Source organism: Bacteroides cellulosilyticus DSM 14838 (assembly GCF_000158035.1).
Classification (GTDB): Bacteria; Bacteroidota; Bacteroidia; order Bacteroidales; family Bacteroidaceae; genus Bacteroides; species Bacteroides cellulosilyticus.
The window spans coordinates 340926-367221 of the sequence record NZ_EQ973490.1; the positions used below are offsets into that span (position 1 = coordinate 340926).

Below are 26296 nucleotides of genomic sequence, written 5' to 3' on the forward strand. Positions count from 1 at the left end.
CGTACTTGGGCCAGCCTTGGTGCATGTTGGATGTACAGCAAGGATATCCGGTAAGTAGTCCGAAGCAGTTGTCCAATCCGGTGTGGTTAACGTCGAAGTTGCGTTGTTGTTGCGACAGTTCTATTTGGTTCACTTGCTGGAAGTATTGGCGAGCCATGTATTCATCGTCCGTTTGTGCGGGCAGTGCATTGTAGGCCACTCTTTCCAATATATCAGCAAAGCGGGGATTACCCGTAATCTTGTACATGGTTTCCAACGAGAACATATATTCTACGATGGTACACAACTCTGTGCCCTGTGTGGGGTCGTTGCCATGAATGGCTTCGTCGCCGCTGAACATGCCCGTTGGGTATCCGTGGAAACGTTCAAGGTCGTTAAGTGCCACTTCCAAGGCCTCCAAGTACTTCTGTTGCGGATGTGCTTGATAGTACACGATCGGAGTCTTCATGCCCTGTGCCAAGTTTACGCTGTGTATCGATCCTTCGCGGGTAAGTTTGTCGCGGTCGAGGAACATGTCCGTATAGTTTTCGGTTTGTTTGTATATAAGTTCGCCGAGTTTCAGGAGTTCTTTGTCTCCGGTGATGTTGTACAGCCAGTACACACTCATCAAGTTGTCGCCCCCGCGCATTCTGGCCCAAAACGTCCAGTTATCGAGCGGCTTCTCCTCCAACGTATTCAACTGATATTTAAAGTAGTTCGTCATTAGCGTAATGACGCGTTCGTCGCCCGTTGCCGAATAGTATTGTTGAAGTATCTTCAGCATCACCATTTTGGGCCACCAGTCTCGGCAATTGTCTCGTTGCAGTCCGTCTTCGTACGGATAGTCTTGTACGGGGCCGAAGTAACCGTCTTCCTGTTGGCTTTGTATCGCCCATTCCACCCACGGTTTTGCTTTGGCTATCAATGCTTCGTCTTCTAGAATGTAGGCCAACGGCAACAATCCGTCGATCCAGTACGGTCCGCGTTCCCATTGGTCGCCGTCGCCTCCGAGCCATCCGTTTCTTTTACCCATTACTGCCGGGTACAGTTCGTCTAACTTTCCGGTTGCACCATCTTTTTGTCTTTCCAACATTTCCAACAGCCATCCTTTAGGCTTTATGGCGCCTAAGGGCAGTTCTGCAAAATGGCTTTCGATTAAAGGAGCTCGGTTAAACTCAAAGCCTTGATCCTTGTTTGTGCTTACTTGTTGCGAGCAAGATGTTGTGAAAAACAAGCTGCATAGCAACACCACGGTAAGAGATAATCTGATCATTCTTCTGTTTAATTATTAAATTTATTATTAGATTTTATTTAATTCCGAGGGCAAAAGTAGATATTCCTATTATTACGGAGATGGACAAATGCTTCAAATAGATGGATAAATACTTCTAACCGCCTTGTACGCCGTACAAACGGTGCTGTTTTCCTAAAATAACTCATCGAAAATGCGGTTACCGCGCTTTATTTGTTTACCTTGACCAAAGCATAAAACTGTCGAGATGTACATGTCAAGACTATTTAGATAAGAGAAACGTTTAACTAACAAAACAAGCATGCTATGGCAAAATACGTGGTACGCACAAAAAAAAGCGTAATGGGCAACAGAGAAAAGGGGCTCTATTATGGTGTTCCCGTGGGTTCGGGAGTGATAGATTTGGATTATATTGCTGCAGAGGCTTCCGTGCGGAGCTCATTACCCCCCGAAGATGTAATTGCAGCCGTTGGCACTGTGGCCCGACTGATGCGGAAGCATTTGGCGATGGGAGATTCTGTGACTCTACCCGGTTTAGGCATATTTACGGTGTCGGCCAGCAGTGAAGGGTGCCAAACGCCCGAGGAGTGCACTCCGGCAAAAGTGAAACCCATGCGGGTGTGCTATAGAGCCAATCCGGAAATGCGCCGCGTATTGGCGGAGATTAAATACGAGAAGAGAGAAAGACATAGATCAGGTGTAGCAGCGGTACAGTAGTCTTTTTATGCAGGGATCTATCAAGGTATTGTACACTGTGGGGTTATGTTTCAAATACGGAACTCTTACTGAATCCGGTATTTGCATTTACACAAAATATTTTATAGTACTCTATTTTACTTTGAATAAAATTTAAATATCATGAGAAATCGGCTTTAACTCCTACTATGAATAATGTAGGCTAATACAGAAATCCAAACAGCCAAAGAGGAATCCTGTTCCATATTCCATCCCGTCTATGACCAGATAACTGTTCGGTACATCCTTTATTTGCTCAAACGTCTTGTTCTTTCCTCCCACTTCAAAAGTATAAACATCATCTATCCGAAAATCTCCCTGCCCGGAAAAAGCTATCTGATGATTTTGTTTCAACTGATTGGCAAAGAATGTTTCACGAATATTACCTATATCCGCAGAGGAAGAAAGAGCATACATCAAGTTCATATTGTCCAAATAAACTTTTTCCGGTTTGGCAAGTTGCTGCATATTGTTTTTCCCGGAATACAGCATGATGAGTAAAGCTGCACGTTCCAGAACTTGAAACATACGGATAACCGACTGACGAGTGGCTTCTATGCTTTCGGCTATTTCCATGCAAAAGCAATTATTGAGTTAGGAACAAAGATAAGAAATGTTTTTTAAAGAATACGTTTTCGCAAGAAAAGTGTTTTTTTCAAAAGACGTTTTTTCTTAAGAAACGTCTTTTACAAAGAACAATATCGTTTCCCCTCACGCTCTTGAAAACAAAAATGGGTGCCACTTTCATTCATCAAGTGACACCCATTCTCTTTATATAGAAATAAATTTTAATCCTCTTGCCCCGCAAACTCCATCAGATACGCCTTAATGAAACCATCTATCTTACCATCCATCACTCCATTGACATCCGAAGTCTGGAAGTTAGTACGGTGGTCTTTTACACGGCGATCATCGAATACATAGCTTCGTATCTGCGAACCCCATTCGATCTTCTTCTTCCCGGCTTCCACCTTGGCTTGTTCGGCCATGCGGTGCTGAAGTTCCTTATCATACAGAATGGAACGTAACTGGCGCATTGCATTCTCGCGATTCTTGGGTTGGTCGCGAGTTTCCGTATTTTCAATCAGGATTTCTTCTTCCTCGCCCGTATACGGATCCTTGAACTGATAACGCAGACGAACTCCGGATTCTACCTTGTTCACATTCTGACCACCGGCACCACTGGAACGGAAAGTATCCCATGAGATATTGGCAACATTGATGTTCACCTCAATAGTATCATCAACCAGCGGAGTTACAAAAACAGAAGCAAAAGAAGTCATACGCTTGCCTTGCGCATTGTAAGGAGATACACGCACCAGACGATGTACACCGTTCTCGCCTTTCAGATATCCATAAGCATAATCACCTGAAATCTCAATAGTGCAGGTTTTAATACCGGCTTCATCACCTTCCTGCAAGTTAGAAATGACAGCCTTGTAGCCATTGGTTTCGGCATAACGCAAATACATACGCATCAGCATACTTGCCCAGTCCTGGCTTTCCGTGCCACCCGCACCGGAGTTGATTTTCAACACACAGTCCATCTGGTCAGCTTCATCACGAAGCATATTTTTCAGTTCAAGCTCATCAATGGCAACGGAAGCTTTGGCATAAGCTTCATCTATCTCTTCCTCGGTTACAAGTTCGTCCTTATAGAAATCAAAAGCCAATTGCAATTCATCCGATAATGTCTTTATTTCATTATAACCGGCTATCCACTGTTGCAAACCTTTCACTTTCTTCATTTGTGCCTCAGCCGTCTTCTGGTCATCCCAAAAGCCCGGAGCCTGCGTGCGCAACTGTTCTTCTTCTACCTGGATCTTCTTTCCTTCGATGTCCAGATAGCGGTAGAGTGCCTCGGTGCGCTCTTTAATGCTTTTCAGTTGTTCTATGGTAATCATAATCTATGAAAATAAACCTTCTTATTTAAAATATTTACTTTTTGAGTGCAAAGGTATGAAAAAAACGCATATTTTTGCAGTTATCAATCTAATAAGTCAGCTTATGAACAAACTATTCCGACAAATTGGTTTAACGTTTATCCTACTGGTAGCGATAAGCTTAGGAAGTTGTACTTCGAAGTACAGCTACGAAACAGTACCCAATGATCCGCTGAAAGCGCGTATCTACACTCTGGACAACGGTTTGAAAGTCTACATGACTGTAAACAAGGAAACTCCGCGCATACAAACGTACATTGCAGTACGTGTAGGTGGTAAAAACGACCCCGCAGAAACTACCGGATTGGCTCACTATTTCGAGCACCTGATGTTTAAAGGTACCACAAACTTCGGTACTCAGAACTATGAGATTGAAAAGCCTTTGCTGGACCAGATCGAAGAACAATTCGAAGTTTATCGCAAGACAACAGACAGCCTTGAACGTAAAGCTATTTATGCAAAAATTGACAGCATCTCCTACGAGGCTTCCAAATATGCCATCCCCAACGAATATGACAAACTCATGGCTGCCATCGGTGCCAACGGAACAAATGCCTACACCAGTTTCGACGTTACTTGCTACACGGAAGATATCCCCAGCAATCAGATTGACAACTGGGCAAAAATTCAGGCAGAACGTTTTGAAAATTGCGTGATCCGCGGTTTCCATACTGAGTTGGAAACGGTTTACGAAGAAAAGAATATGTCGCTGACCCGCGACCCGCGCAAAGTTTACGAAGCAGTACTTTCTTCTCTTTTCCCACACCATCCGTATGGAACACAAACCGTACTTGGTACTCAGGAAGACCTGAAGAATCCTTCAATCACCAACATCAAAGAATATTATAAGAAATGGTATGTGCCCAACAACATGGCTATCTGTCTTTCCGGTGATTTTGATCCCGATCAGATGATTGCAACCATTGACAAATATTTTGGTGGTTTGAAACCAAACACTGATCTGCCGAAACTGGATCTGCCGAAAGAAACCCCGATTACAGCACCTGTTGTACGTGAAGTAATCGGCCCGGATGCCGAAAGCGTTGCCCTTGCATGGCGTTTCCCCGGAGCGGCCGACAAAGATGTGGAAACATTACAAGTGGTTTCCCAGATACTTTATAACGGACAAGCCGGCCTGTTCGACCTTGATCTTACACAACAACAGAAGACGTTAAGTTCTTATTGCTATCCTCTGACCATGAGCGATTACAGCGCACTGTTGATGCAGGGACGCCCTAAACAAGGACAGACTCTGGACGAAGTGAAAGACCTCATGCTGGGTGAACTGAAGAAACTCCGCGACGGCGACTTCGACGAAAAGATGCTGGAAGCCAATATCAACAACTTCAAACTGTATCAGATGCAGCAGTTGGAAAACAATGATGCGCGTGCCGACATGTTTGTACAGTCATTCGTAAACGGTAGTGACTGGGCAGACGAAGTTACCGCCCTCAACCGTATGTCCAAACTGACTAAGAATGATATCGTAGCCTTTGCCAATAAATATCTGAAAGATGATAACTATGCCGTTATCTACAAAAGACAAGGTAAAGACCCAAATGAAAAGAAGATGCCGAAACCCGAAATCACTCCTATCGTGATGAATCGCGACACCGCCAGTACCTTCCTGAAAGAAATACAGGCAAGCGTAGTGACTCCTATCGAACCGGTATTCCTGGACTATTCCAAAGATCTTACCCAACTGAAAGCAAAATCGGATATTCCTGTACTTTACAAACAGAATACAACGAATGATATTTTCCAGTTGATTTACCTCTTTGATATGGGTAACAACAATGACAAGGCACTCGGTACCGCTGCCCAATATCTGGAATACCTCGGTACAGCCGACATGACTCCGGAAGAGGTTAAGAGCGAATTCTATCGTCTTGCGTGCTCATTCTTTGTATCTCCGGGTAGCAAACGTACTTATGTTGTACTCTCCGGCCTCAACGAAAATATGCCTGCTGCCATGGCTCTCTTCGAAAAACTGTTGGCAAATGCCCAGGTAAATAAAGAGGCTTATGCAAATATGGCTAACGATATTCTGAAATCCCGCAAAGACGCTAAGCTGAATCAGATGCAAAACTTCTCGCGCCTGGTGTCTTATGCTACTTATGGTCCGAAATCTCCGGCAACCAATCTGCTGACCGAAGCTGAACTGATCTCTATGGATCCGCAACAGCTTGTGGACCGTATCAAACAGTTGAGCAGCTTCAAGCACCGTATTCTTTACTATGGGCCAAGCAATCAGGATGACCTGCTTGCCATCATTAATAAAGAGCATCAGGCACCGGAGGCTTTGAAAGAAATTCCTGAAGGAAATAACTTTGAAGCACTATTGACACCCGAAACGAAGATTTTCATTGCTCCGTATGATGCTAAACAAATCTATATGTCGCAAATCTCCAACAAAGGAGAGAAATTTGATCCTGCTGCTGAATCCGGTCGTCAACTATACAACGAATACTTCGGTGGCGGCATGAATTCCATCGTATTCCAGGAAATGCGCGAAAGCCGCGGTTTGGCTTACTCGGCATGGGCCGGTATGTTAAAGCCAAGCTATTTGACAGATCCTTATATGCTACGCACACAAATTGCTACGCAGAATGACAAGATGATAGACGCCATCAATACATTCAATGACATCATCAACAATATGCCTGAATCGGAAGCTGCCTTCAAACTGGCCAAAGACGGCATGATTGCCCGTATGCGTACCGACCGCACCATCAAGATGGATGTTATCTGGGATTATATCAGCGCTCAATATCTGGGACAGAATGTAGATAGTCGTATCAAGCTGTATAACGATGTGCAGAACATGACGTTACAGGATGTTATCGACTACCAGAATAAATGGATCAAGGGACGCACCTATACATATTGTATCCTTGGTGACAAAAAAGAGCTGGATATAAATGCTTTGAAAAAAGTAGGTCCGGTAATTGAACTGAAACAGGAAGATATCTTCGGATATTAATATATCTGAGCAGTAAAACAGGGAAGGGTTGCATTGTCATGTAACCCTTTCTTTTTTTATAATTTCTACCGGTTCTATTTATAAATACTCTTTATTACACAAAAAGTCCACCCTCCCCGCACTGTGATTACGTACATTTGCCCCGTATTCTAATTTGTATCACATATCTAAAAGAGTATAAGACAGACCATGAAACGTTTATTCATCTTTATTATGGGAGTAATGATGGCTGTGGTAGCCACGTCCCGCACGTTCGACATGAAACAATTGGGGGCTGATGCCAAAGGCATCAAGCCATGTACGAAACTGATTAACCAGACTATTGAAAAAGCAGCTTCGGAAGGAGGTGGAACCATCTATTTTCCTGCCGGGACTTATCTGACTGCTACTATCCACATGAAAAGTAATATTACATTGCATCTGGAATCAGGTGCCATTGTGCGCTTCTCAGACAGGTTCGAGGATTATCTGCCTTTTGTAACCGCACGTTGGGAAGGAACCGTTATGCAAACCTTATCCCCACTGATTTACGCTCATTCGGCAGATAATCTGACCATTACCGGACGCGGAACGCTGGATGGGAACGGACTGAAATGGTGGTTATGGGAATTTGAGACACGTAAGGTGATAAAAGAGAACGGTGGCAAGCTACCTTCTCTGGATAAGTTACAGCAAATGTGGGTGGATGCCAATAATGACCTGGAAATATCCGATTACTATAAGCCTTCTCTGGAACGTAAAATGTTCCGTCCGCCTTTTATTCAGTTCTACGAATGTACGAATATCCTTATTGAAAATGTGAAGATCATCAACTCTCCTTTCTGGACAGTCAATCCGGCCTTCTGTGATAACGTTACAATACATGGAGTAACCATCAATAACCCGTCAAGCAATCCTAAAGGGCCGAATACGGACGGTATCAATCCGAGTTCCTGCCGAAATGTACGTATCTCCGACTGTTTTATCAGTGTTGGAGACGATTGTATTACCATCAAGTCCGGACGTGATGCCGACGGACGTAAATATGGGAAAGCATGCGAGAACATCACAATCACCAATTGTATCATGCTTTCCGGTCACGGTGGAGTGGTCATCGGCAGCGAAATGTCGGGCGGTGTAAAAAGGATAGCTATATCCAATTGTGTGTTTGATGGAACGAATGCCGGTATCAGGTTAAAAGCATCCCGCGGACGCGGTGGTGTAGTAGAAGATATACGGGTAGACAATATCGTAATGAAGAATATACAAGGAGATGCCTTTATTTTCGATTTATTTTATGACCGTTTATCGAAAGTGGAACCGGTAAGCGAACGTACTCCTATTTTCCGGAATATCCATTTAAGTAATGTTACGGGAAATGATATCAAGCGGATAGGCTATATAAAAGGCATTGAGGAAATGCCTATATCGGAACTGTCTTTCTCTAACATGAACATAGTAGCCGGAAAAGGATTTCAAGCAGAAACAGCCACCGATATCCGTTTTAACAACGTAAGTTTCACCGTAGAAGAAGGACCTTCACTCAACATCCGACAATGCAAGGATATATTCCTGAATGACGTGCGGACAAAGCAACCGATAGCCGGTCAGCCGGTAGTGGATTTAGAAGCAATAGAAAACCTGTCAATCATTCATTGTGATTCCACACAAATTGTCAGGAAATAATAGAAGAAAAACAAATAGACCACTCAAAAAAAATCTATAATATGGCACACCGTTTCTTAAAACTCTCATTAGTCTGTATGGCAATCATAGCAAGTACAGACTTAAAAGCCCAGCAAGCGCCGGTCTTATGGTACGACAGCCCGGCTGAATATTGGGAAGAAGCTCTCCCTTTAGGTAATGGAAGATTGGGAGCAATGGTATATGGAAATCCGGTAAATGAAGAAATCCAATTGAACGAAGAAACGATTTCTGCCGGTGCTCCTTACAAGAACTACAATCCGGAAACTAAAAACTATCTGTCTGAAATAAGACAGTTGATCTTTGAAGGAAAATATCCTGAAGCCCAGACATTGGCGGGTGAGAGGCTTCTCTCGAAGAATGGTTTTGGCATGCCTTATCAAACAGCAGGTAGTTTACGGTTAAGGTTTCAGGATCAGGAAGGTTATACAAACTTCCGCCGGGAGCTGGATTTGGAAAAAGCCGTCGCATCAACCACTTATACAGTGGATGGCGTCGACTACAAACGTGAAGTATTCACTTCATTTGCAGATCAATTAGTCATCATCCGGCTGACCGCTTCACAACCGGGGAAACTGACATTCACCACTGCTCTAACATGCCCGCAAGACGTCGACGTCACAACTTCCGGCAAAGACGCCATGACTATGGAGGGAGTGACTAAAGGAAATGAGTTTGTAGAAGGGGCAGTCCGCTTCCGTACAGATTTAAAGCTCAACGTACAGGGAGGGAAAACCTCTGCAAATGATTCTACCCTGGTAGTAACTCGTGCAAACAGCGCCACAATTTACCTGGCGATATCCACCAATTTCATCAATTACAAAGACATATCCGGCGATCCTGTCAAACGTAACAAAGTATACTTAAAGAATGCTGGGAAGAATTATACCAAAGCACTTCAGGCTCATATAAGTGAATATCAGAAATATTATAATCGTGTATCGTTGGATTTAGGCCGTACCGCCCAGGCTGACAAGCCAACCGATATACGCGTCAAAGAGTTTGCCACAGCCAATGATCCTCACCTGGTAGCCCTATACTTCCAGTTTGGACGTTATCTTCTAATCTCCAGTTCACAGCCGGGAGGGCAGCCGGCCAATCTGCAAGGCATTTGGAATCAGAAGCTAAATCCGGCATGGAAATGCCGTTATACTACGAATATCAACGCCGAAATGAACTACTGGCCGGCTGAAGTAACTAATCTGCCCGAAATGCACGAACCTTTCCTGCAAATGATAAAGGAACTCTATGAGAATGGTCAGGAAGCTGCTCGCGAAATGTATGGTTGCCGTGGATGGATGTTGCATCATAACACCGATCTGTGGCGCATGAACGGGGCGGTAGACAAAGCATATTGCGGTCCCTGGCCCACTTGCAACGCTTGGTTATGCCATCATTTATGGGATCGTTATCTGTATTCGGGAGATAAAGATTTTCTGGCCCAGGCATACCCGATCATGAAAAGTGCTTCCGAATTCTTTGTCGATTTCCTTGTCAAAGACCCCAACACAGGTTATATGGTAGTCACCCCAAGTAATTCACCAGAGAATTCACCTCCACAATGGAGAACAAAAGCCAATCTCTTTGCAGGCATCACCATGGACAATCAGCTAGTATTTGATCTATTCACAAATACAGAAAGAGCCGCACGGCTATTAGAGAAGGATGAGCTATTCTGCGATACGATCCTCTCACTCAGAAAACAATTGCCTCCTATGCAAGTAGGGCAATACGGACAATTGCAGGAGTGGTTTGAGGACTGGGATAACCCCAAAGATCATCATCGCCACATTTCTCACTTATGGGGATTCTTTCCGGGATTCCAGATATCTCCATACTCCTCACCCGTACTCTTTGAGGCTGCACGCAACACCCTAATCCAACGTGGTGATCCTTCTACCGGTTGGTCTATGGGATGGAAGGTTTGTTTCTGGGCAAGATGTTTGGATGGGAATCATGCATTCAAACTTATCACTGATCAACTCAATCTGGTCTCCCCCGAAATCCAGAAAGGACAAGGAGGAGGAACCTATCCTAATCTTTTCGATGCACATCCTCCTTTCCAAATAGACGGAAACTTCGGTTGTACAGCCGGTATTGCCGAGATGTTAATGCAAAGCCATGATGAAGCCATACACTTACTACCAGCTTTGCCAGATGTATGGAAGGACGGTGAAATAAAGGGACTTCGGGCACGCGGAGGCTTTGAAATCATTTCATTGAAGTGGAAAAACGGGCAGATAGAATCTGCCGTGATCAAATCGACTCTCGGAGGCAATCTTCATCTACGTGTACATCAGGAGTTGGCTATGGATGGAAAAAGTTTATCTGTTACTGACAACGGTAATGCCAATCCTTTCTTTGCCAAGCAGCCCATAAGCCGCCCCTTGATTAGTGAGAAAGCTCCTTTGAAAGGTATTGAGCTAAAGAAATCATACGTTTATGAGATCGCGACCCAAGCAGGAGAAACTTATACTTTTACGGATGTCCGGTAACAGGTAACCGGACGTTCTTTGTCAAGAGCATATTTACAGAAGATTAACGGACGGGAGGCATAGACCTCCCGTTTTACTTTCGGAACAGACCGTCTGTTTGCCTCAAACACATGATCAGTATGCCTCAAACGTATCGTCTGTTTACCTCAGATGTATCGTCCGTTTCGCTGGGGTAAATCAGTGAAACGCCACACCTCAGCAAGTGAAACGGCTGGGCTTAAAACGGTTGAAGTGTGGCATTTAGGTTGTTGAAGTGTGGCATTTAAGCTGCTAAGCTGTAGCATTGGGGAAGTAAACATGTGGCATTTCAAATGACAAGCCATAGGGATAAAAAAAGAACGGAGAAGCAATGCTTCTCCGTTCGTGCTAATTTAAAATTGAATATTAAATAGATTTACGAATACAAATATACGACATCAGAAAGGCGATGTCAAGTATATTGGGATTTTTCTCACTTTCCAACAATTATTTTATAGCAATCGTTGTTCGCTGCAAATCTTCTTCTTTAGAGCTTCCTCCCACCATAATATCATAATTACCCGGACAAACTCTTACTGTATTGGATTGATCGTCCCACCACTCCAATTCTTTATCTTTCAGGTCAAACTCCACATTGACGGTCTTTCCTGCCGGAATAGATACACGCTTGAAAGCACGCAAGGTTTTGATAGGTCCTTCTGCATCTCCTTGTTTTCTAAGATAAACCTGCACCACTTCTTCTCCGTTACGCTTGCCCGTATTTGTAACAGGTACAGTAAGTTTCAAAGACTGTCCGGCTGTAAGTTCATTCTTGTCAAGTACGGTTTTACCATAGCCAAAGGTGGTATAACTAAGACCGTAACCGAATGGGAACAAAGGCACATCCTGCATATATCTGTAAGTTCTTCCGGTCATGTTATAATCTTCAAAGTCAGGCAACTGAGACACATTGCGATAGAAAGTAACCGGTAATTTCCCCGCCGGATTATAATCACCGAACAATACCTCGGCAACAGCCTTACCACCTTGCTGACCGGGATACCATGCCTGCAAGATAGCTTCGCACTTCTGAGTCTCAGGTTCCAAACCGATAGGCGATCCTGAACAGTTAACCAGAATAATCTTCTTACCTGCACGATGCAGAGCATCAATCAGTTCACGCTGAACGGCAGGTAACTCAATATCCGTACGATCTCCTTTCTTGAAACCGGGAAGATTTACTCCCATCTCCTCTCCTTCAAGGCTGGGAGATATACCGCTCGCAAAAATAACGATATCTGCATCCTTCACACGTTCAACAGATTTCCTTATATCCACATCTTTCTTAAATCCAAGATCAAAGTTCAACTGTGCATCACTTCTCAGATACTCAAAATCAAGTTCCAGATCATACGATTTACCAGCCTGTACCTTCATCGCATGAGTAGATTTCCTTGCACCGTGCTTGTTTGAGAAACTTTTCACTTCTTCTCCGTTCACACGAAGTCTTCCGCTCCCATAGCAATAAACCTCAAGAACAATTTCTCCTGATTCTTTAGGAGTAAATGCACTGTTATAGGTTGCGGAGAAATCCGTCAAATTCACTCCCGGAGCAAACACTGTAGCCCCCGAAGTACAAAAGCGGAAAGGAGTGGTGACTTGTGCTGTGGTCACCGGTTCGCCTTCACGCTTCAGGTTATTCCAGTAACGAGCTGTGAACCCGGGACCTTTGTCTGACTTACACTGGCTGAATGCACTCTGAATCAGAGTTCTTTCCACCCATGGGCAGCCTTGCTCATAGATCAGTTTATCATCAGTGCCAAGCAAATTCCGCACTCCATCAAGAATAGTGACGGTGTGCGCCGGCATTCCGTTATAATTTCCCCATTGCATCACTGAGTCATTCGCATTCGGCCCCATAACGGCTACCGTCAGTCCACCACGTTTCAACGGCAGAAAGTTATCCTTATTCATCAACAATGTCATGGATTCACGGGCCATATTCAATGCCAGAGAGTCATGAGCAGCAGAAGCTACTACGGAGAAAGGTATCTTGGTCCAGGATACTTTTTCCGGTTCATCCATTTCCCCCAATGCAAAACGGGCTTTCATCAGTCGCTTGACAGACGTGTCTACGGTCTCTTCTGAAATTAATCCTTTTTTCACACTCTCTATCAAAGCCTTATAACTGGAACCACACTCCAAGTCTGTTCCACTGATCACCGCCGCGGCAGAGGCTGACTCTGCATCGGGATGAGTGTGATGACCACGATCGTTGTAGAAGTCAGCTATTGCACCGCAATCAGATACTACTATACCGTCGAATCCCCATTCTCCACGCAATATCTGCATCAGCAGGCGATCACTTCCACAGCAAGGATCACCTTCAAAACGGTTGTAAGCGCACATCACTTCTTCCACTTTTCCTTCTTTCACCAATGCTTCGAAGGGTGGCAGATAAGTTTCATACAAATCACGTGGCTTTATATTCTCCGCATTAAAAGAGTGACGATTCCACTCCGGTCCCGAATGTACGGCAAAATGCTTGGCGCAGGCATGCAGTTTATCATATTTTCCATCGGCAGGTCCTTGCAAACCTTTTACCACCATCACGCCCATCCGACTTGTCAGATAAGGGTCTTCACCATAGGTTTCAATACCCCTGCCCCAGCGCGGATCACGGTAGATATTCACTGTGGGAGTCCACATGGTCAAACCCTGATAGCGTTCACGGCTATCCTGAGATGCGTAGTAGGTATTCTTCGCACGTGCCTCATCCGACACGGCATTGAACACTTCGTACACCATTTCCGGGTTAAAGGACGCTGCCATACCTATCGGCTGGGGAAAAACCGTAGCCAAGCCTGCCCGGGCAACGCCATGCAGCGCCTCATTCCACCAGTTATACGGTTTAATACCCAATCGTTCCACAGAACGGGAACCATCCATCATAAGATGCGCTTTCTCTTCCAGTGTAAGTTCCTTCACCAGAAGTTCCGCCCGCCTTTCAGGAGATAAAGAAGCATCCTTGTAGGATGGCTCTCCGCAACTTGCCAAAGCAAGGAGAGGCAGTAAGTAAAAAAGTTTTTCTTTCATCATTTCTATTCTATATTTTTACAAAAATAATATATCAAAGGAAATAGTACGACAAAAACTGCAAGATTTTAAATCCGATGGAAATGAAATCCTGCAGTTTTCTCAAAGCTCTATACCAAATACCTATTATTGCTGTGGCAGTCCATAGCCATTTGTCACTTTTCCTTTGGATTGACTGATTGTTTCATAAGGAATAGGCCAGTAATAACACGGAACACTCTCTTCCGATGTAATGCCCGGAAGAATATTGCTCAGATATATATCAATATTGGCAGCAAGAGTGCTTCCCCACTCTGTCTTCACATATCCTTCCGCTTCTAATTCTGCCGCAGTCTCACTATCCGGAGCAATATATTCAAATAACCCTTTGATAGCGGTATTATGGTTGGTTCCATTTACAGACAATCCTAACTCAGCAAAATCCAATACACCACGCCACCCCGGGAAAAGTACAGGATCATTTTCATCCGTACAGTCATAAGTCAGTTTGGCACCTGCAACCTGCTTTGTCCAGATGTAAGCGGGTAAGATGTTGCCATTCTCAAATTCATGATAACCTTTAGTCTTCAGATTTTCAGCAAGGGTTGACATCTCATTACGTACTTCCATTGCTTTTTGTGAGAATTTACCACTCCGAACCAGATCGTAACTGGTATGCCCTTCACCGAAAAGTTCAAACTTACGTTCCATCAGAATAGCTTCTTTTAGTGCTTCACCGGACAAACCGGAAATATTATGCAAATCATCTCCAAAAGCTCTTTCACGAATCTGATTAACCAGGCCTATAGCTTCAGTATCTGCATCCAATCCTGCTTTCACTTCCGCTAACATCAAGATGACATCAGCTACACGCATAATCGGTATATTGAAACCCGCGCCCATCTGAGGACCGACAAAGTAAGGATTTTGGCGGCAAATATCCCACTTATTCAAGCAAATACCTCCATCAATCTTAGCACCCGCCTTAAAAGTAAATGCCAACTCATTGCCTTTACCATCCAGCCCGGTAACCACCGCACTGACATCGCGACGTTTATCAGCGTTATCATAACCACCGTAATAGAAACTCGGCACCATACGTATACCGGCAAATACCTTATTCGGGGCAGTATTGTTACCACCGTTAGAGCCACGACCGAAATCATAGCAATACATACGGCTTGTAGCTTGATTTTGTACACAACCTATTTCAAAGATAGCTTCAGGACTCATCAGAAGATCCATTCCGTATTGAAAATGGCGTTGGAAAGGATTGTTCGCATAGCTACGCTCATCCGTAGTAACCAGTTTGGTAGTTCCTGCATTGGTTGAAAGAGCTTTCTGTAAATAGTCTTCAGCTATAGTGTAATAGTTCTTGTAATCGGAACGACGGGCATAAGCGCATTTACGTTTAGCATCCGTGCTGAGAGTTTCGAACTGTACACTTCCATAAAGTTCAGGCATATCAGTACGGATTGTTTGATAGCCTCCGGCATAAAGAGCCATTTTACCAATCAGTCCATCAACAAATGTCCTCGTAATACGCTCACCGTTCAAACCGCCTTCACCTACTTTATACATATACGGTTCCGCTGCTTTCAATTTTTCAATCAATGCATCATAAATATCAAAACGTGAAGTCAGCCCGTAATCATCTACATAATTATTCTCATAGCCATACGGTACATCACCACAATGTTTAATCAAGTCAAAGTAACATAATGCACGTAATGCTTCGGCTTCACCTTTCAGATGTGTCCAGTCAGAAGTCCTGCCTGCTGCGATATCATCCTGATAAGCTGTTTTGGCAGCAATCAGGTCAGCGGTCTTTCCGGCATAGGAAATCACATTGTACAGAGCATTGAAGCTACCTTTCATGTGATCACAAGGAATCTGTTCGGGAACCAGCTTTGCATTGATATTATTGGAAGTATTATTCTCGGGGAAATATTCGATATCCGAACGGTAATGGTCGTTCCAATCGTATGCCCCATTACACGATTCACGATAAAGTGCATAAGCTCTTGACAAAGTCTTCAGAGTTTCTGCGGGACTGGAAGTTACAAACTCGTCATCTGTATTAGAAGGAGAAGAAGTTTCCAGAAAGTCACTGCACTGTGCAAACAAGACGCAACAGGCTGACGCAAATGCCATTTTTATATACTTATTCATAATTTCATCTTTTATTTAAATGGTTAGAAGCTAAGATTTACACCCAGTACGAAGGAACGGGCACGTGGATAAGTACCCCAGTCCATACCTAATTGAGGATAGGTCTTTGTAGAAGTAGACGTACTTACCTCAGCATCAATTCCGGAATATCCTGTAATTGTAAAGACATTATAGATACTTCCGTAAACACGCAGATTACTGATACCCGCCTTCTGAAGCATACTCTTCGGTAAAGTATACCCCAAAGTCAGTGTATTCAAACGCAGATAAGAGCCGTCTTCAATACCCAATGTAGACACATAGCCATTCTCACTGTATGCCAGTGGTAACTTAGCATTCGCATTGGCAGCATTCAGCTGTTCAGGAGTGGTCAATGCAACCAATTCGCCATTCACTACATCATAGATTTTATAGCAGTCCTTTACTATAGAGAGCTTATTCTCGTAAACGGCACCTTCTTTATAACCATAAAGTGCTGCCAACTTATTTACATTATAAATTTCATTACCATAGCTCCAGTTAAAATACAAACCTAAATCAAAGTTCTTATAAGTAGCATTAATATTAAAACCACCGGTATGGACAGGTGTCATATCGCCGATAACGTCCACGTCATCATCATTGATAATACCGTCATCGTTCAGGTCTTTGAACTTTGCCATACCCGGATAAGCCAACTGTCCTGCAGGGCGTTCGTTCATACCATTGTGTAAATGATAGTTAGGGAATACAGCAGAAGAAACATCCGCAACTCCTTCTTTTAGAGTATACACCCCATTTTCATAAGTGAAATCGTCGGTAGTATAGAAGCCATCAGCAGTCAAGCCACGTACCAAGCCTACAGGGCGCCCTTCTTTCAAGACATAATCTGATTTCGGGAAAGTAGATGAAGTAGCCCATTCCGTACCATAAAGTCCAGTGACATTATCAGCCAGTTTGTCCACTTTACCGCGATTGAAGTTAATATTAAAACCAGCCGTTACATTCCAGTCCCTCGTTTTCACGAGTACACCCTGAAGAGCAATTTCAATACCTTTGTTGCTGGTCTGGCCTACATTGGCGTAGGTTGAAGTGAAACCTGTGATACCCGGAATAGCCGTTTTCATCAACAAGTCCTTGGTGGTATTCCAATAGGCATCAATCGTACCTGTCAAGCGGCTATTAAAGAAACCGAAATCAACACCGATGTTACGGGTAATCGTAGTTTCCCACTTCAGGTCCTTGTTCGCCATATCTGCACCAAGTGAATAAGAAGGCAAGAAGGCACCATTCACGGCTCCCTGGTATCTCTTGTCACTGGTAGCCTCCCAATTCTGTGACCACAAACTGGAATTTATACCATCGTTACCTACCTCACCATAGGAAACACGAAGTTTAAGGTTATCCAGCCAGTCCACATCGTTCAGGAATGCTTCTTCAGACATACGCCATCCCAAAGCGGCAGCCGGAAAATATCCCCAACGGTTACTGGGAGCAAATTTAGATGAACCATCCGCACGGAACGTAACCGTCAGCAGATAGCGTTCCATAAGGTTATAATTCAAACGACCAAAGAAAGAAAGGATACGGCTCGGCGTAGAAACACTTGAAGAGAAATCCCCCACTCCCTTAGTACTATCGTATTGATTGATCATGGCAAATGCATTCTCTTTCGTAAAGTTTGCAGGGAAATAAGTTCCTGAGGCTTTCAGCCCGTCACCGCCCGAATCGGAAACTTCATGACCGGCCAGTATATTCAAACGATGTATCTTACCTAAAGTAAAGTCATAGCTCAAAGTATTTGTCCAACGGAGTCCCCAGCTATTCTTTTTCTCCAGATTCGCGTTACCTGCATATAGGACCTCACCGGTATTATCATCCAGATAGTTATTTATGATGGCTCCCGTCCATTCCTTATTCTGATTCCAAGTCTGGCTGAGAGACAGGTCAGTATGATAGGTTAATCCTTTCACAATTCCCCAGTTCAGCGAAAGAATACCACGCAATGACTGCTGAGCATTCGGTGCATACTTATCATTGATACGGTTTACCGGATTATATCTGTCCCACTGACTCTGTTTGGCATAGTTCTCAATCATACCTTCATTCATTGCGGATAGATCACCCAAAATATCTTCTGTTGCAATTGGACGGAAGCGATAAGAAGACGACAGGATAGACCCGCTACCATTCGTAACACCTTCATCACCCATCTTTTTAATATTGGTATAACGGGTATCAAGACTCAAATCTAGATTCTTGGCAATCTTCTGGTTCACTTTCAACGAAACATTGGCACGTCTGTAGTAAGAAGCGAGTTTCATACCATCCTCATCCATGTAGTTAACACCAAACAATACTTTGGTCTTTTCAGTACCACCCGTAACAGAAAGGTCATGATTATGAGAAAAAGAATCTCCATAAATCTTTTTCTGGATATTATCCGTCTTTACATTACGATAGCTTTCTATACCACCGGGATTGGTAGTCGTATAACGTCCTATTCCATACAGTTTCTCCAATGGTTCCATATAGCTGTTACCACCAACCGAAGCCGCACTTGCCCAGCTATATGCCAGGTAGTCATAAGGATTGAGCGCATCCATATACTTAGTCGGTGTATTGAACTTCGCATAACCATTGTAGCTAACAACAACACGTCCTTCTTTAGCCCCCTTTGTGGTAACAAGAATTACACCATTAGCACCACGGGCACCATAAATAGCCGTTGATGAGGCATCTTTCAAAACGTCAATCGACTCAATCTGATCGCCCGGAATATCACTCAACGAACCACTGACTCCATCAATCAACACCAACGGATCATTGCTCTGTGAGATAGAACCGCCACCACGTACACGAATAGAAACAGCGGCATCGGGACGTCCATCCTGCGTTGTTACATTTACACCAGCCAGCTTACCCTGCAAAGCCTGAGCTGCATTGGCAACAGGCATAGCTGCAATTTGCTCACCCGAAACAGAGGCTACCGATCCGGTAAGATCTTTACGTTTTACCGTCTGATAACCGATTACTACAACTTCATCCAGAATCTCAGCATCTTCAGCCAATGTCACATGAACCGGCTGCCCTGCAACAATAGATACTGTTTGCGTCTGCATTCCGATAAAACTTATTTCCAATTGTTTGGCTGTACCCGGCACGGCAAGGGAGAATTTACCATCCAGGTCTGTAATTGTACCGATAGAAGCGTCGCTTACTACTCTGATATTAGCACCAATAACAGGATCACCTCTGCTATCGAGCACAACACCTGAAACAGTACGACTCTGTGCAAGAGAGATAAGGCAGATCATACTCATCAAGAGAGTAGCAGCTGTCCTTTGAACAAGTCTTTCAAAATTCATAAGTAATGTGTTTTTAATAGTTAATGATTAAAATGATTCACTCCGCAAAAGTAGCCAACCTGTGTCATAGCAACGGAATAAAATCAGGTAACAAGAGTGTACTTTTTCAAAATGGAACAAAAAGGAGGTGGACTATTCGGGCGAAATATCGTTTTTTTCGGTCAAACAAATCCTATACTTTTCATTTATTCCCTTTTTTCTATACATTTGTTCTGCACTATTCAAAACAGTACTATGAGACGACTGATTATCTACTTCTTATACTTAATGATACCGATGTTTTCATCGGCGCAGCCCATCTGCCAGATTACTGATTTTACAGCAGAGAACGGACTACCCCAAGATATCGCATCAGCAGTTTTACAAGATCAGAAAGGCTTTATCTGGATCTGTACCCGTAACGGACTCAATAAGTTCGACGGATATACATTCAAGAACTACAAATCCGCGCCACATAAAGAATATACACTATCCAACAATCGGATAACCTTTATTTCAGAAACCGCATATGGCGATATCTGGTGCCAGACGTATGACAGCAAGGCTTATATATTCGACACGCATCTTGAAATCTTCTATGATGTTCTGCAAACAGTAGATAAAGATATGCAAAGAAGAAACTTTGTTCAGAAAATATTTCCCCTAAAAGAAGGCATAGCCTGGGTAACATGCGACAAGGGTTATTGTTACAGAATCGATGAAAAGAGATATAAAGAAAAAGACGGAATTACACTCTATAGCACATTCAATGGCTTTTTAAAAGGCGAGCACATCTTCACTATCTTCCAGGATTCCGATAAGGATGAGTGGATATTGACAGACAAAGGTATATCCATTATAGGCAACAAAAAGATCGACAGTGATTTTCCTTTCCAGTTTATTCAGGAATACAACGGTACAATTTACCTTGCTTCCGCTTCTGAAAAGATAGCCTATTATAACCAACAAACTGAAAGCATAAAATTTATAGAGTTTCCTTACCCCATCAACAAAATAAGCTCTTTAGACATAACCAACCACGGGCTACTCACCATATCCACTGATAATGGTGTCATCCTGTTCAATCCGGAAAATAAGACTTCTCAGCTAATTGATATCCGTACTCCCATGCAATCCTCCAATGAAGCTATCTCCATTTATGAAGATAAAGAGGGAGAGCTATGGATATTCCCCACTACTCCCGGAGTGATACGCTTTAATCCGGCAACAGGTGAAAAGCAATACCTCTTTACACCCCCAAAAGAGGTCGTGAATTATGGCAGAGAGAACAAAAATACCATATTTGAAGATAAACAAGGTACTTTATGGCTGATTCCCCATAATGGAAACTTCTGTTATTATGATAGGAAAAGTAAAGAATTGAAAGCTTTTTATACAGACCCGGACAATCCTCAATCGCTATTTGCCCCGCTTGTTCGCTACCATTATCAGGACAGACAAGGAAACTACTGGCTAGCCAGCGCCAGAGGAATAAAGAAAATGTCTTTCTATCCACAAATTTATAATCTGAAAGGAATAGACAGGGGATTCGAAATCCGTGCTTTCCTTTTGGATAGTTCACAACGATTGTGGGTAGCTTCCAAAAGCGAATATGTCAGGATATACCACCCTGATGGCAGCCTGGCCGGTTACTTGTCTTCACAGGGAAAGATAAGTAAAGATAAAGTATCATTCAATGCCAGTGTTTACAGCATCTGCGAAGGAAAGAACGGAACAATCTGGATAGGAACCAAAGGAAACGGCCTATTCCAACTCACAAAGAAAGCCGATGGAAATTACAACATACAAAATTATGTGTATGACTCTGAAGACCTATATAGTTTGAGTTACAATGACATATTTACCATATATTCCGATAATCATGACAACATCTGGGTAGGATGTTACGGTGGTGGATTAAATCTGCTACAACAAACACCTGAGGGAAAAGTGTATTTTATCAACCACAGGAATAAGCTACAAAACTATCCGTTCAGCACCTGCCATAATATCCGCTATATTACAGGTACGGAAAATGGTATCCTGTTGGTAGGAACCACCTTTGGTTTAGTTACATTCTCAAATGACTTTGCACAACCGGAAGAAATCAAGTTCTACAGAAATATACAAAACAGGAACAATCCTTTTAGTCTGACAGGAAATGACATTATGCATATATACAAAAATAGCCATAAAGACATCTATATATTGACATTCACCGGAGGAGTCAACAAAATCACATCCAGAACCCTACTTAGCGAAAACATTGAATTTCAGTATTACACCGAGCAGGAAGGGCTAGGATCCGATATGGTCCTATCCATGATAGAAGATTCCCAAAAGAATCTGTGGATAGCATCAGAAAATGCTTTATCCAAATTTAATCCGGAAACAGAGGCATTCGAAAACTATAGTACAGGATTTCTCAGACAAAAGATGAACTTTAGCGAAGCGATACCCACCATAAACGCCCGGCAACAATTGATTTTCGGCACAGATATGGGCTTTCTGGAAATTGTTCCGGAACAAATGAAGAAGAGTGATTATGTACCTCCTATCGTCTTTACAGATCTGAAAGTCAACGGAAAGAAATCAACTGTCTCCACCGATGATTTGAAAGAGATAGCCTTACATCCTTCGGAACGAAATATTAATGTACAATTTTCAGCATTAGACTTCACAAGACCGGATGACATACGCTATGCCTATCGCCTGGAAGGTCTTGAAAAAGAATGGAATTATAGCGATAAAAACAAATCAGCAAGCTACATCAATCTACCCGCAGGCGAATATCGTCTCCAAGTGAAATCAACAAACAGTGACGGAGTATGGGTAAACAATATCCGTACACTTTCCATCAAGGTCATTCCTACCTTTTGGGAGACTCCTTGGGCTTTACTGGCATATCTTGCAGCATTCATCCTTCTCACAGGATTAATTCTGTATATCTTCTCTTACATCTATCGACTGCGTCACCAAGTGAATATGGAACAGCAATTATCAAATATCAAACTGAAATTCTTTACCGATATTTCACACGAGCTACGCACACCATTGACTCTTATCTCCAGTCCGGTCAGTGAAGTTCTGGAGGACCAGACCATTTCTCCTTCCGTGCGGGAACACCTGACCGTTGTACATAAAAATACAGAACGTATGTTGCGTCTTGTCAATCAGATACTCGATTTTCGGAAGATACAGAATAAGAAGATGAAAGTAATGGTTGAACAAACAGAATTGATTGCGTTCCTGATGAAAATTACAGAAAATTTCCGTCTGATAGCTGAAGAGAAACAAATAGACTTCACATTCAAAGCTGATCAAGAAGAAGTATATATATGGATAGACAGGGACAAAGTGGAAAAAATAGTATTCAATCTGTTATCCAATGCATTCAAATATACTCTACCTGGGAAAACCGTAAAGATTACAGTACAGAAGTCGGATCAGCATATCCACATTTCCATTATTGATGAAGGTATCGGTATTGCTCCTGATAAGATAGGTTCTCTTTTCAAACGCTTTGAGACACTAAGCAAGAACAACAATATTCTGCAACCTTCATCAGGCATAGGTTTATCACTCGTCAAAGAATTGGTGGATATGCATCACGGAGATATAGAGGTCAAGAGCCAACCGGGAACGGGTAGCGAATTTAGTGTAACTTTACCTTTGGAACGTGAAGTGTTTGAGAAAGATGCACAGGCCGAATTAATCCTTGCTGATAGTTCGGACAATACAGAATATATTACCACAACTGTAGAGAACGGCATAGCTGAATCTGGGAATAGCTCGGAAGAGGATTTTTTATCCATTTTAATCGTAGAAGATAATCGTGAGCTGAGAAGCCTGCTCAGAAATATACTATCAAAGAAATACACTATCCTGGAAGCAGCAAACGGAGAAGAAGGTTTGAAACTTGCATCGGAAGCCATACCCGATATGATAATCAGTGATGTAATGATGCCTGTCATGGATGGATTGGAAATGATTAAACGTATCAAGGAAAACAAAGATATCTGCTATGTTCCAATCATTCTTCTATCAGCAAAAGCATCATTGGATGACCGTATCACCGCTTTGGAACAAGGTATCGATGATTACATTACGAAACCATTCAGTTCTTCGTACCTCAAAGCCCGTATTGCTTCTCTGTTTACCAAGCGTAAGCAGTTACAGGAAATATTCATGAAGCAGTTATCAGCAAACAATGAAACCGATAATTCTAAGGAATGGACTCCTTCGGAACCCGAAGTGATGCCGCATGATAAGTTATTCATGAAAGAAGTGATGGATTTCCTGGAAGAGCAAATAGATAATCCGGATCTGGTGATCGACGATTTCGCCAACAAGCTACTGCTAAGCCGGAGTATTTTCTACCGGAAGCTTAAGTCCATTGTAGGAATGCCTCCGGTAGATTTTATCAGGGAAATTCGTGTAAAAAGAGCCGCCCAGCTGATCAGAAGTGATGTATACAACTTCTCTCAAATAGCTTATATGACCGGTTTCAGCGATCCGAAGTATTTCAGCAGATGCTTCAAAAAACACATGGGAGTTACTCCAAGTGAGTATAAAAACTCCATTAATAACGAGGAGAATAATCCGGATCAGTAAAAGACAAAGTTCTTTATAGCAAGTCCCTGACTCTGTCCACGGAACAGGAAATAAATTTTGGACTTATCTTTCACTGCTCCACTGACCTCAAAGGCTTGCTTCTCCCATTCTCCCGGAGTCTGGTTCTGATTTATCGGACAAGTGGCTATCAACTTCCCATCGAGACTTCCCTCCCTTATCTCAATCACTGTTCCGGGAGTTTCCGCCTGAAGTTCGATAGTTACTTTTTGAGGGCTCTGCTTAAAGTACATATTATTGAATACGAGCCAGTTTCCATCCCGTACTCCGGAAATAAACTGCATAGGGCGTTTTGCTACCGGACGTACTAATTTCATTCCTTCACGATCGTCATACTGAGAAAAGTCTATCTCGGTAAATGCATCGTAGTGATTTCCCCTGCGATTACTTTCTAATTCAAAATAATCAAAATCGGCATAGCCGCCAGTAGCACCTTTATTCAAGTTATAACAACATAAAGCATGACGGATACCCAGAAATCCCCAGAAGTTAGAAACTCCTTCCGGACCCAAACGGTTATATTCAAGATTATCCAGACTATAATAAAACAGTAAAGATCCTTGCTTTGTCACTTCAGTGCGCAGGTATATCTTATCAGTTTTGACAGGAAGACTATCGACAACAGTCTCTCCTTCTCTTCCTCCCTGCCTCATTTCAAGCCAAAAGCCATCCGCTTTCTTCCGTACTCCCAGTTGGTACATGACTCTCCCCATTATGCCATTTCCGGCAAAATCCCCTTCACGGAGTCCGGTCAAATCTAATGAAACAGTTCCGGTACTATAAGGCCCAGACACTTTCTGTGTCAGAGAATTACGCGCCCATTCAAATCCCTTTGCATACTGCGCATAAATCCTAAAATAGCCGGGACGATCCGTCAGGCTCCATTTATCTTTCCGGGGTACATGATTGAATTCCCACACATGAGCCAGTTTCGAAGAACTGAAATCATCCGAATGTTGGGGAAATGTAATCTCTTGCTTGGCCTTGACTGCCGGTTTTCTATAAGTTACCACTCCTTTTCCCGGTTTACCTTCCGGGCCTACCACCGGCCAATCCTCTTCCCATTTCATCGGATACAGCATCACACACCTACCCATATAATCCCTGTCCTGGAAAGTATAAGCCCACGACTCGCCTTCAAGTGTCTCCACATATCCGCCCTGATGTACACCGGCATCAGCATAGTTGATATCATCATCAATAAGGACCTTTGTTTCATACGGACCGTAAAGATTACGGGAGCGACTGATCATCTGCACCCCATTGTATCCCAATGCCGGATTAAAAATATAATACCAGCCATTCCTTTTATAAGTGTGACATCCTTCAAAAAGATATTCATATCCCTTGGGAGCTGTTATAATCAGGGTACCCTCATCGTTAGGATCCAGTACACCGGTTCCATCATCTTTCAAACGTGTCAGGTATATTTTCGTCTTTCCATGTGTGACATATTTCTTACCGTCATCATCAATGAAAAATCCCGGATCATACAAACGCTTGTCAAACTTATGCATTGAATACGGCCCTTCCGGTTTATTACTCTTAAACATTACAAAACCATCATCGGCAATATTAACTCCTATATAATAGGTGCCGTCATGATATTTAATGGAAGGAGCCCAACACAAACGACTATACGCGGTCTGCTCATTCTCCATCCTATATTGAGGACGGAAAGTGATGCTGTCGTAGGCATGCCCTATGATACGCCAATTTATAAGGTCTTTAGAATGACAGATAGGAATACCCGGCATAGCAACGAATGAGGAACTGACCATATAAAAGTCTTCACCTACCCGTATAATGTCAGGGTCGGGATAATCGGCATTAATCACCGGATTGGTATAAGTACCGTCTCCATTGTCAGACGACAAAGAAGCTGTAGTTTGTACGGGAACAGTGCACGACTGTACCATGAGTATGCAACAAAGCATTAACAACGCGGAAAAGCCATCCGCTATTTTTCCTGTAGTAATAGATAAGTTATACATCTTACATAAATATATAAAGTGAGGATGCAAATATATGCGGTACAGGGCCATCAAGAGGGGATAAACCGG

At 43.0% G+C, this 26296-nt stretch carries 12 protein-coding genes; 5 read left to right on the forward strand and 7 right to left on the reverse strand.

Annotated features, from left to right (window positions below):
• Nucleotides 1-1252 (reverse strand): beta-L-arabinofuranosidase domain-containing protein (locus BACCELL_RS06225; RefSeq protein ID WP_007210782.1); only part of this gene is annotated, 1252 nt, incomplete at its 3' end.
• A gap of 285 nt (nucleotides 1253-1537) precedes the next feature.
• On the opposite strand from BACCELL_RS06225, the gene BACCELL_RS06230 reads away from it, so the two are divergent.
• A complete protein-coding gene (locus BACCELL_RS06230; protein ID WP_007210783.1) occupies nucleotides 1538-1948 on the forward strand; it encodes an HU family DNA-binding protein in 411 nt (136 codons plus the stop codon).
• Between the two features lie 165 nt (nucleotides 1949-2113).
• Here BACCELL_RS06230 and BACCELL_RS06235 read toward each other — a convergent pair whose 3' ends face one another.
• Together BACCELL_RS06235 and prfB are read right to left on the reverse strand one after the other, a co-directional pair.
• The gene (locus BACCELL_RS06235) at nucleotides 2114-2542 is read right to left on the reverse strand and encodes a hypothetical protein (RefSeq protein ID WP_007210784.1); all 429 of its coding nucleotides are present in this window, start codon (nucleotides 2540-2542) and stop codon (nucleotides 2114-2116) included.
• A gap of 212 nt (nucleotides 2543-2754) precedes the next feature.
• Entirely contained in the window at nucleotides 2755-3870 is a 1116-nt protein-coding gene (gene prfB / locus BACCELL_RS06240) for a peptide chain release factor 2 (protein ID WP_007210785.1), read from the reverse strand.
• A gap of 103 nt (nucleotides 3871-3973) precedes the next feature.
• Between prfB and BACCELL_RS06245 the strand changes: the two genes are divergently transcribed.
• From BACCELL_RS06245 to BACCELL_RS06255, 3 genes are all read left to right on the forward strand, one after another.
• Nucleotides 3974-6892 (forward strand): M16 family metallopeptidase, encoded by a 2919-nt coding sequence (locus BACCELL_RS06245; protein WP_044153645.1) that lies wholly within the window; start codon nucleotides 3974-3976, stop codon nucleotides 6890-6892.
• A gap of 189 nt (nucleotides 6893-7081) precedes the next feature.
• On the forward strand, nucleotides 7082-8557 hold the full coding sequence (locus BACCELL_RS06250) for a glycoside hydrolase family 28 protein (RefSeq protein WP_007210787.1): 1476 nt from the start codon (nucleotides 7082-7084) through the stop codon (nucleotides 8555-8557).
• A 77-nt stretch (nucleotides 8558-8634) separates the two neighbouring features.
• Nucleotides 8635-11070, forward strand: a complete 2436-nt coding sequence (locus tag BACCELL_RS06255) for a glycoside hydrolase family 95 protein (RefSeq protein WP_007210788.1) — start codon at nucleotides 8635-8637, stop codon at nucleotides 11068-11070.
• A gap of 465 nt (nucleotides 11071-11535) precedes the next feature.
• On the opposite strand, the gene xyl3A is transcribed toward BACCELL_RS06255, so the two are convergent.
• From xyl3A to BACCELL_RS06270, 3 genes are all read right to left on the reverse strand, one after another.
• On the reverse strand, nucleotides 11536-14124 hold the full coding sequence (gene xyl3A / locus BACCELL_RS06260) for a xylan 1,4-beta-xylosidase (protein ID WP_044153646.1): 2589 nt from the start codon (nucleotides 14122-14124) through the stop codon (nucleotides 11536-11538).
• A 126-nt stretch (nucleotides 14125-14250) separates the two neighbouring features.
• A complete protein-coding gene (locus tag BACCELL_RS06265) occupies nucleotides 14251-16275 on the reverse strand; it encodes a RagB/SusD family nutrient uptake outer membrane protein (protein WP_007210791.1) in 2025 nt (674 codons plus the stop codon).
• 23 nt (nucleotides 16276-16298) lie between these two features.
• Nucleotides 16299-19577, reverse strand: a complete 3279-nt coding sequence (locus tag BACCELL_RS06270; protein ID WP_118402094.1) for a SusC/RagA family TonB-linked outer membrane protein — start codon at nucleotides 19575-19577, stop codon at nucleotides 16299-16301.
• Nucleotides 19578-19856: 279 nt separating this feature from the next.
• Here BACCELL_RS06270 and BACCELL_RS06275 point away from each other — a divergent pair, with 279 nt between their 5' ends.
• Complete coding sequence (locus BACCELL_RS06275) at nucleotides 19857-24215, forward strand: hybrid sensor histidine kinase/response regulator transcription factor (protein WP_044153648.1); 4359 nt, start codon at nucleotides 19857-19859, stop codon at nucleotides 24213-24215.
• Here BACCELL_RS06275 and BACCELL_RS06280 read toward each other — a convergent pair.
• On the reverse strand, nucleotides 24209-26227 hold the full coding sequence (locus BACCELL_RS06280; protein WP_007210794.1) for a family 43 glycosylhydrolase: 2019 nt from the start codon (nucleotides 26225-26227) through the stop codon (nucleotides 24209-24211). The two genes, BACCELL_RS06275 and BACCELL_RS06280, sit on opposite strands and share 7 nt — an antisense overlap.
• Between the last annotated feature and the right edge of the window lie 69 nt (nucleotides 26228-26296).

Bases quoted from the DNA above. Each gene is read 5' to 3' on its own strand.
- BACCELL_RS06230 (WP_007210783.1), top strand. From the start codon at position 1,538: ATGGCAAAATACGTGGTACGCACAAAAAAAAGCGTAATGGGCAACAGA.
- BACCELL_RS06235 (WP_007210784.1), bottom strand. From the start codon at position 2,542: ATGGAAATAGCCGAAAGCATAGAAGCCACTCGTCAGTCGGTTATCCGT.
- prfB (WP_007210785.1), bottom strand. From the start codon at position 3,870: ATGATTACCATAGAACAACTGAAAAGCATTAAAGAGCGCACCGAGGCA.
- BACCELL_RS06245 (WP_044153645.1), top strand. From the start codon at position 3,974: ATGAACAAACTATTCCGACAAATTGGTTTAACGTTTATCCTACTGGTA.
- BACCELL_RS06250 (WP_007210787.1), top strand. From the start codon at position 7,082: ATGAAACGTTTATTCATCTTTATTATGGGAGTAATGATGGCTGTGGTA.
- BACCELL_RS06255 (WP_007210788.1), top strand. From the start codon at position 8,635: ATGGCAATCATAGCAAGTACAGACTTAAAAGCCCAGCAAGCGCCGGTC.
- xyl3A (WP_044153646.1), bottom strand. From the start codon at position 14,124: ATGAAAGAAAAACTTTTTTACTTACTGCCTCTCCTTGCTTTGGCAAGT.
- BACCELL_RS06265 (WP_007210791.1), bottom strand. From the start codon at position 16,275: ATGAATAAGTATATAAAAATGGCATTTGCGTCAGCCTGTTGCGTCTTG.
- BACCELL_RS06270 (WP_118402094.1), bottom strand. From the start codon at position 19,577: ATGAGTATGATCTGCCTTATCTCTCTTGCACAGAGTCGTACTGTTTCA.
- BACCELL_RS06275 (WP_044153648.1), top strand. From the start codon at position 19,857: ATGAGACGACTGATTATCTACTTCTTATACTTAATGATACCGATGTTT.
- BACCELL_RS06280 (WP_007210794.1), bottom strand. From the start codon at position 26,227: ATGTATAACTTATCTATTACTACAGGAAAAATAGCGGATGGCTTTTCC.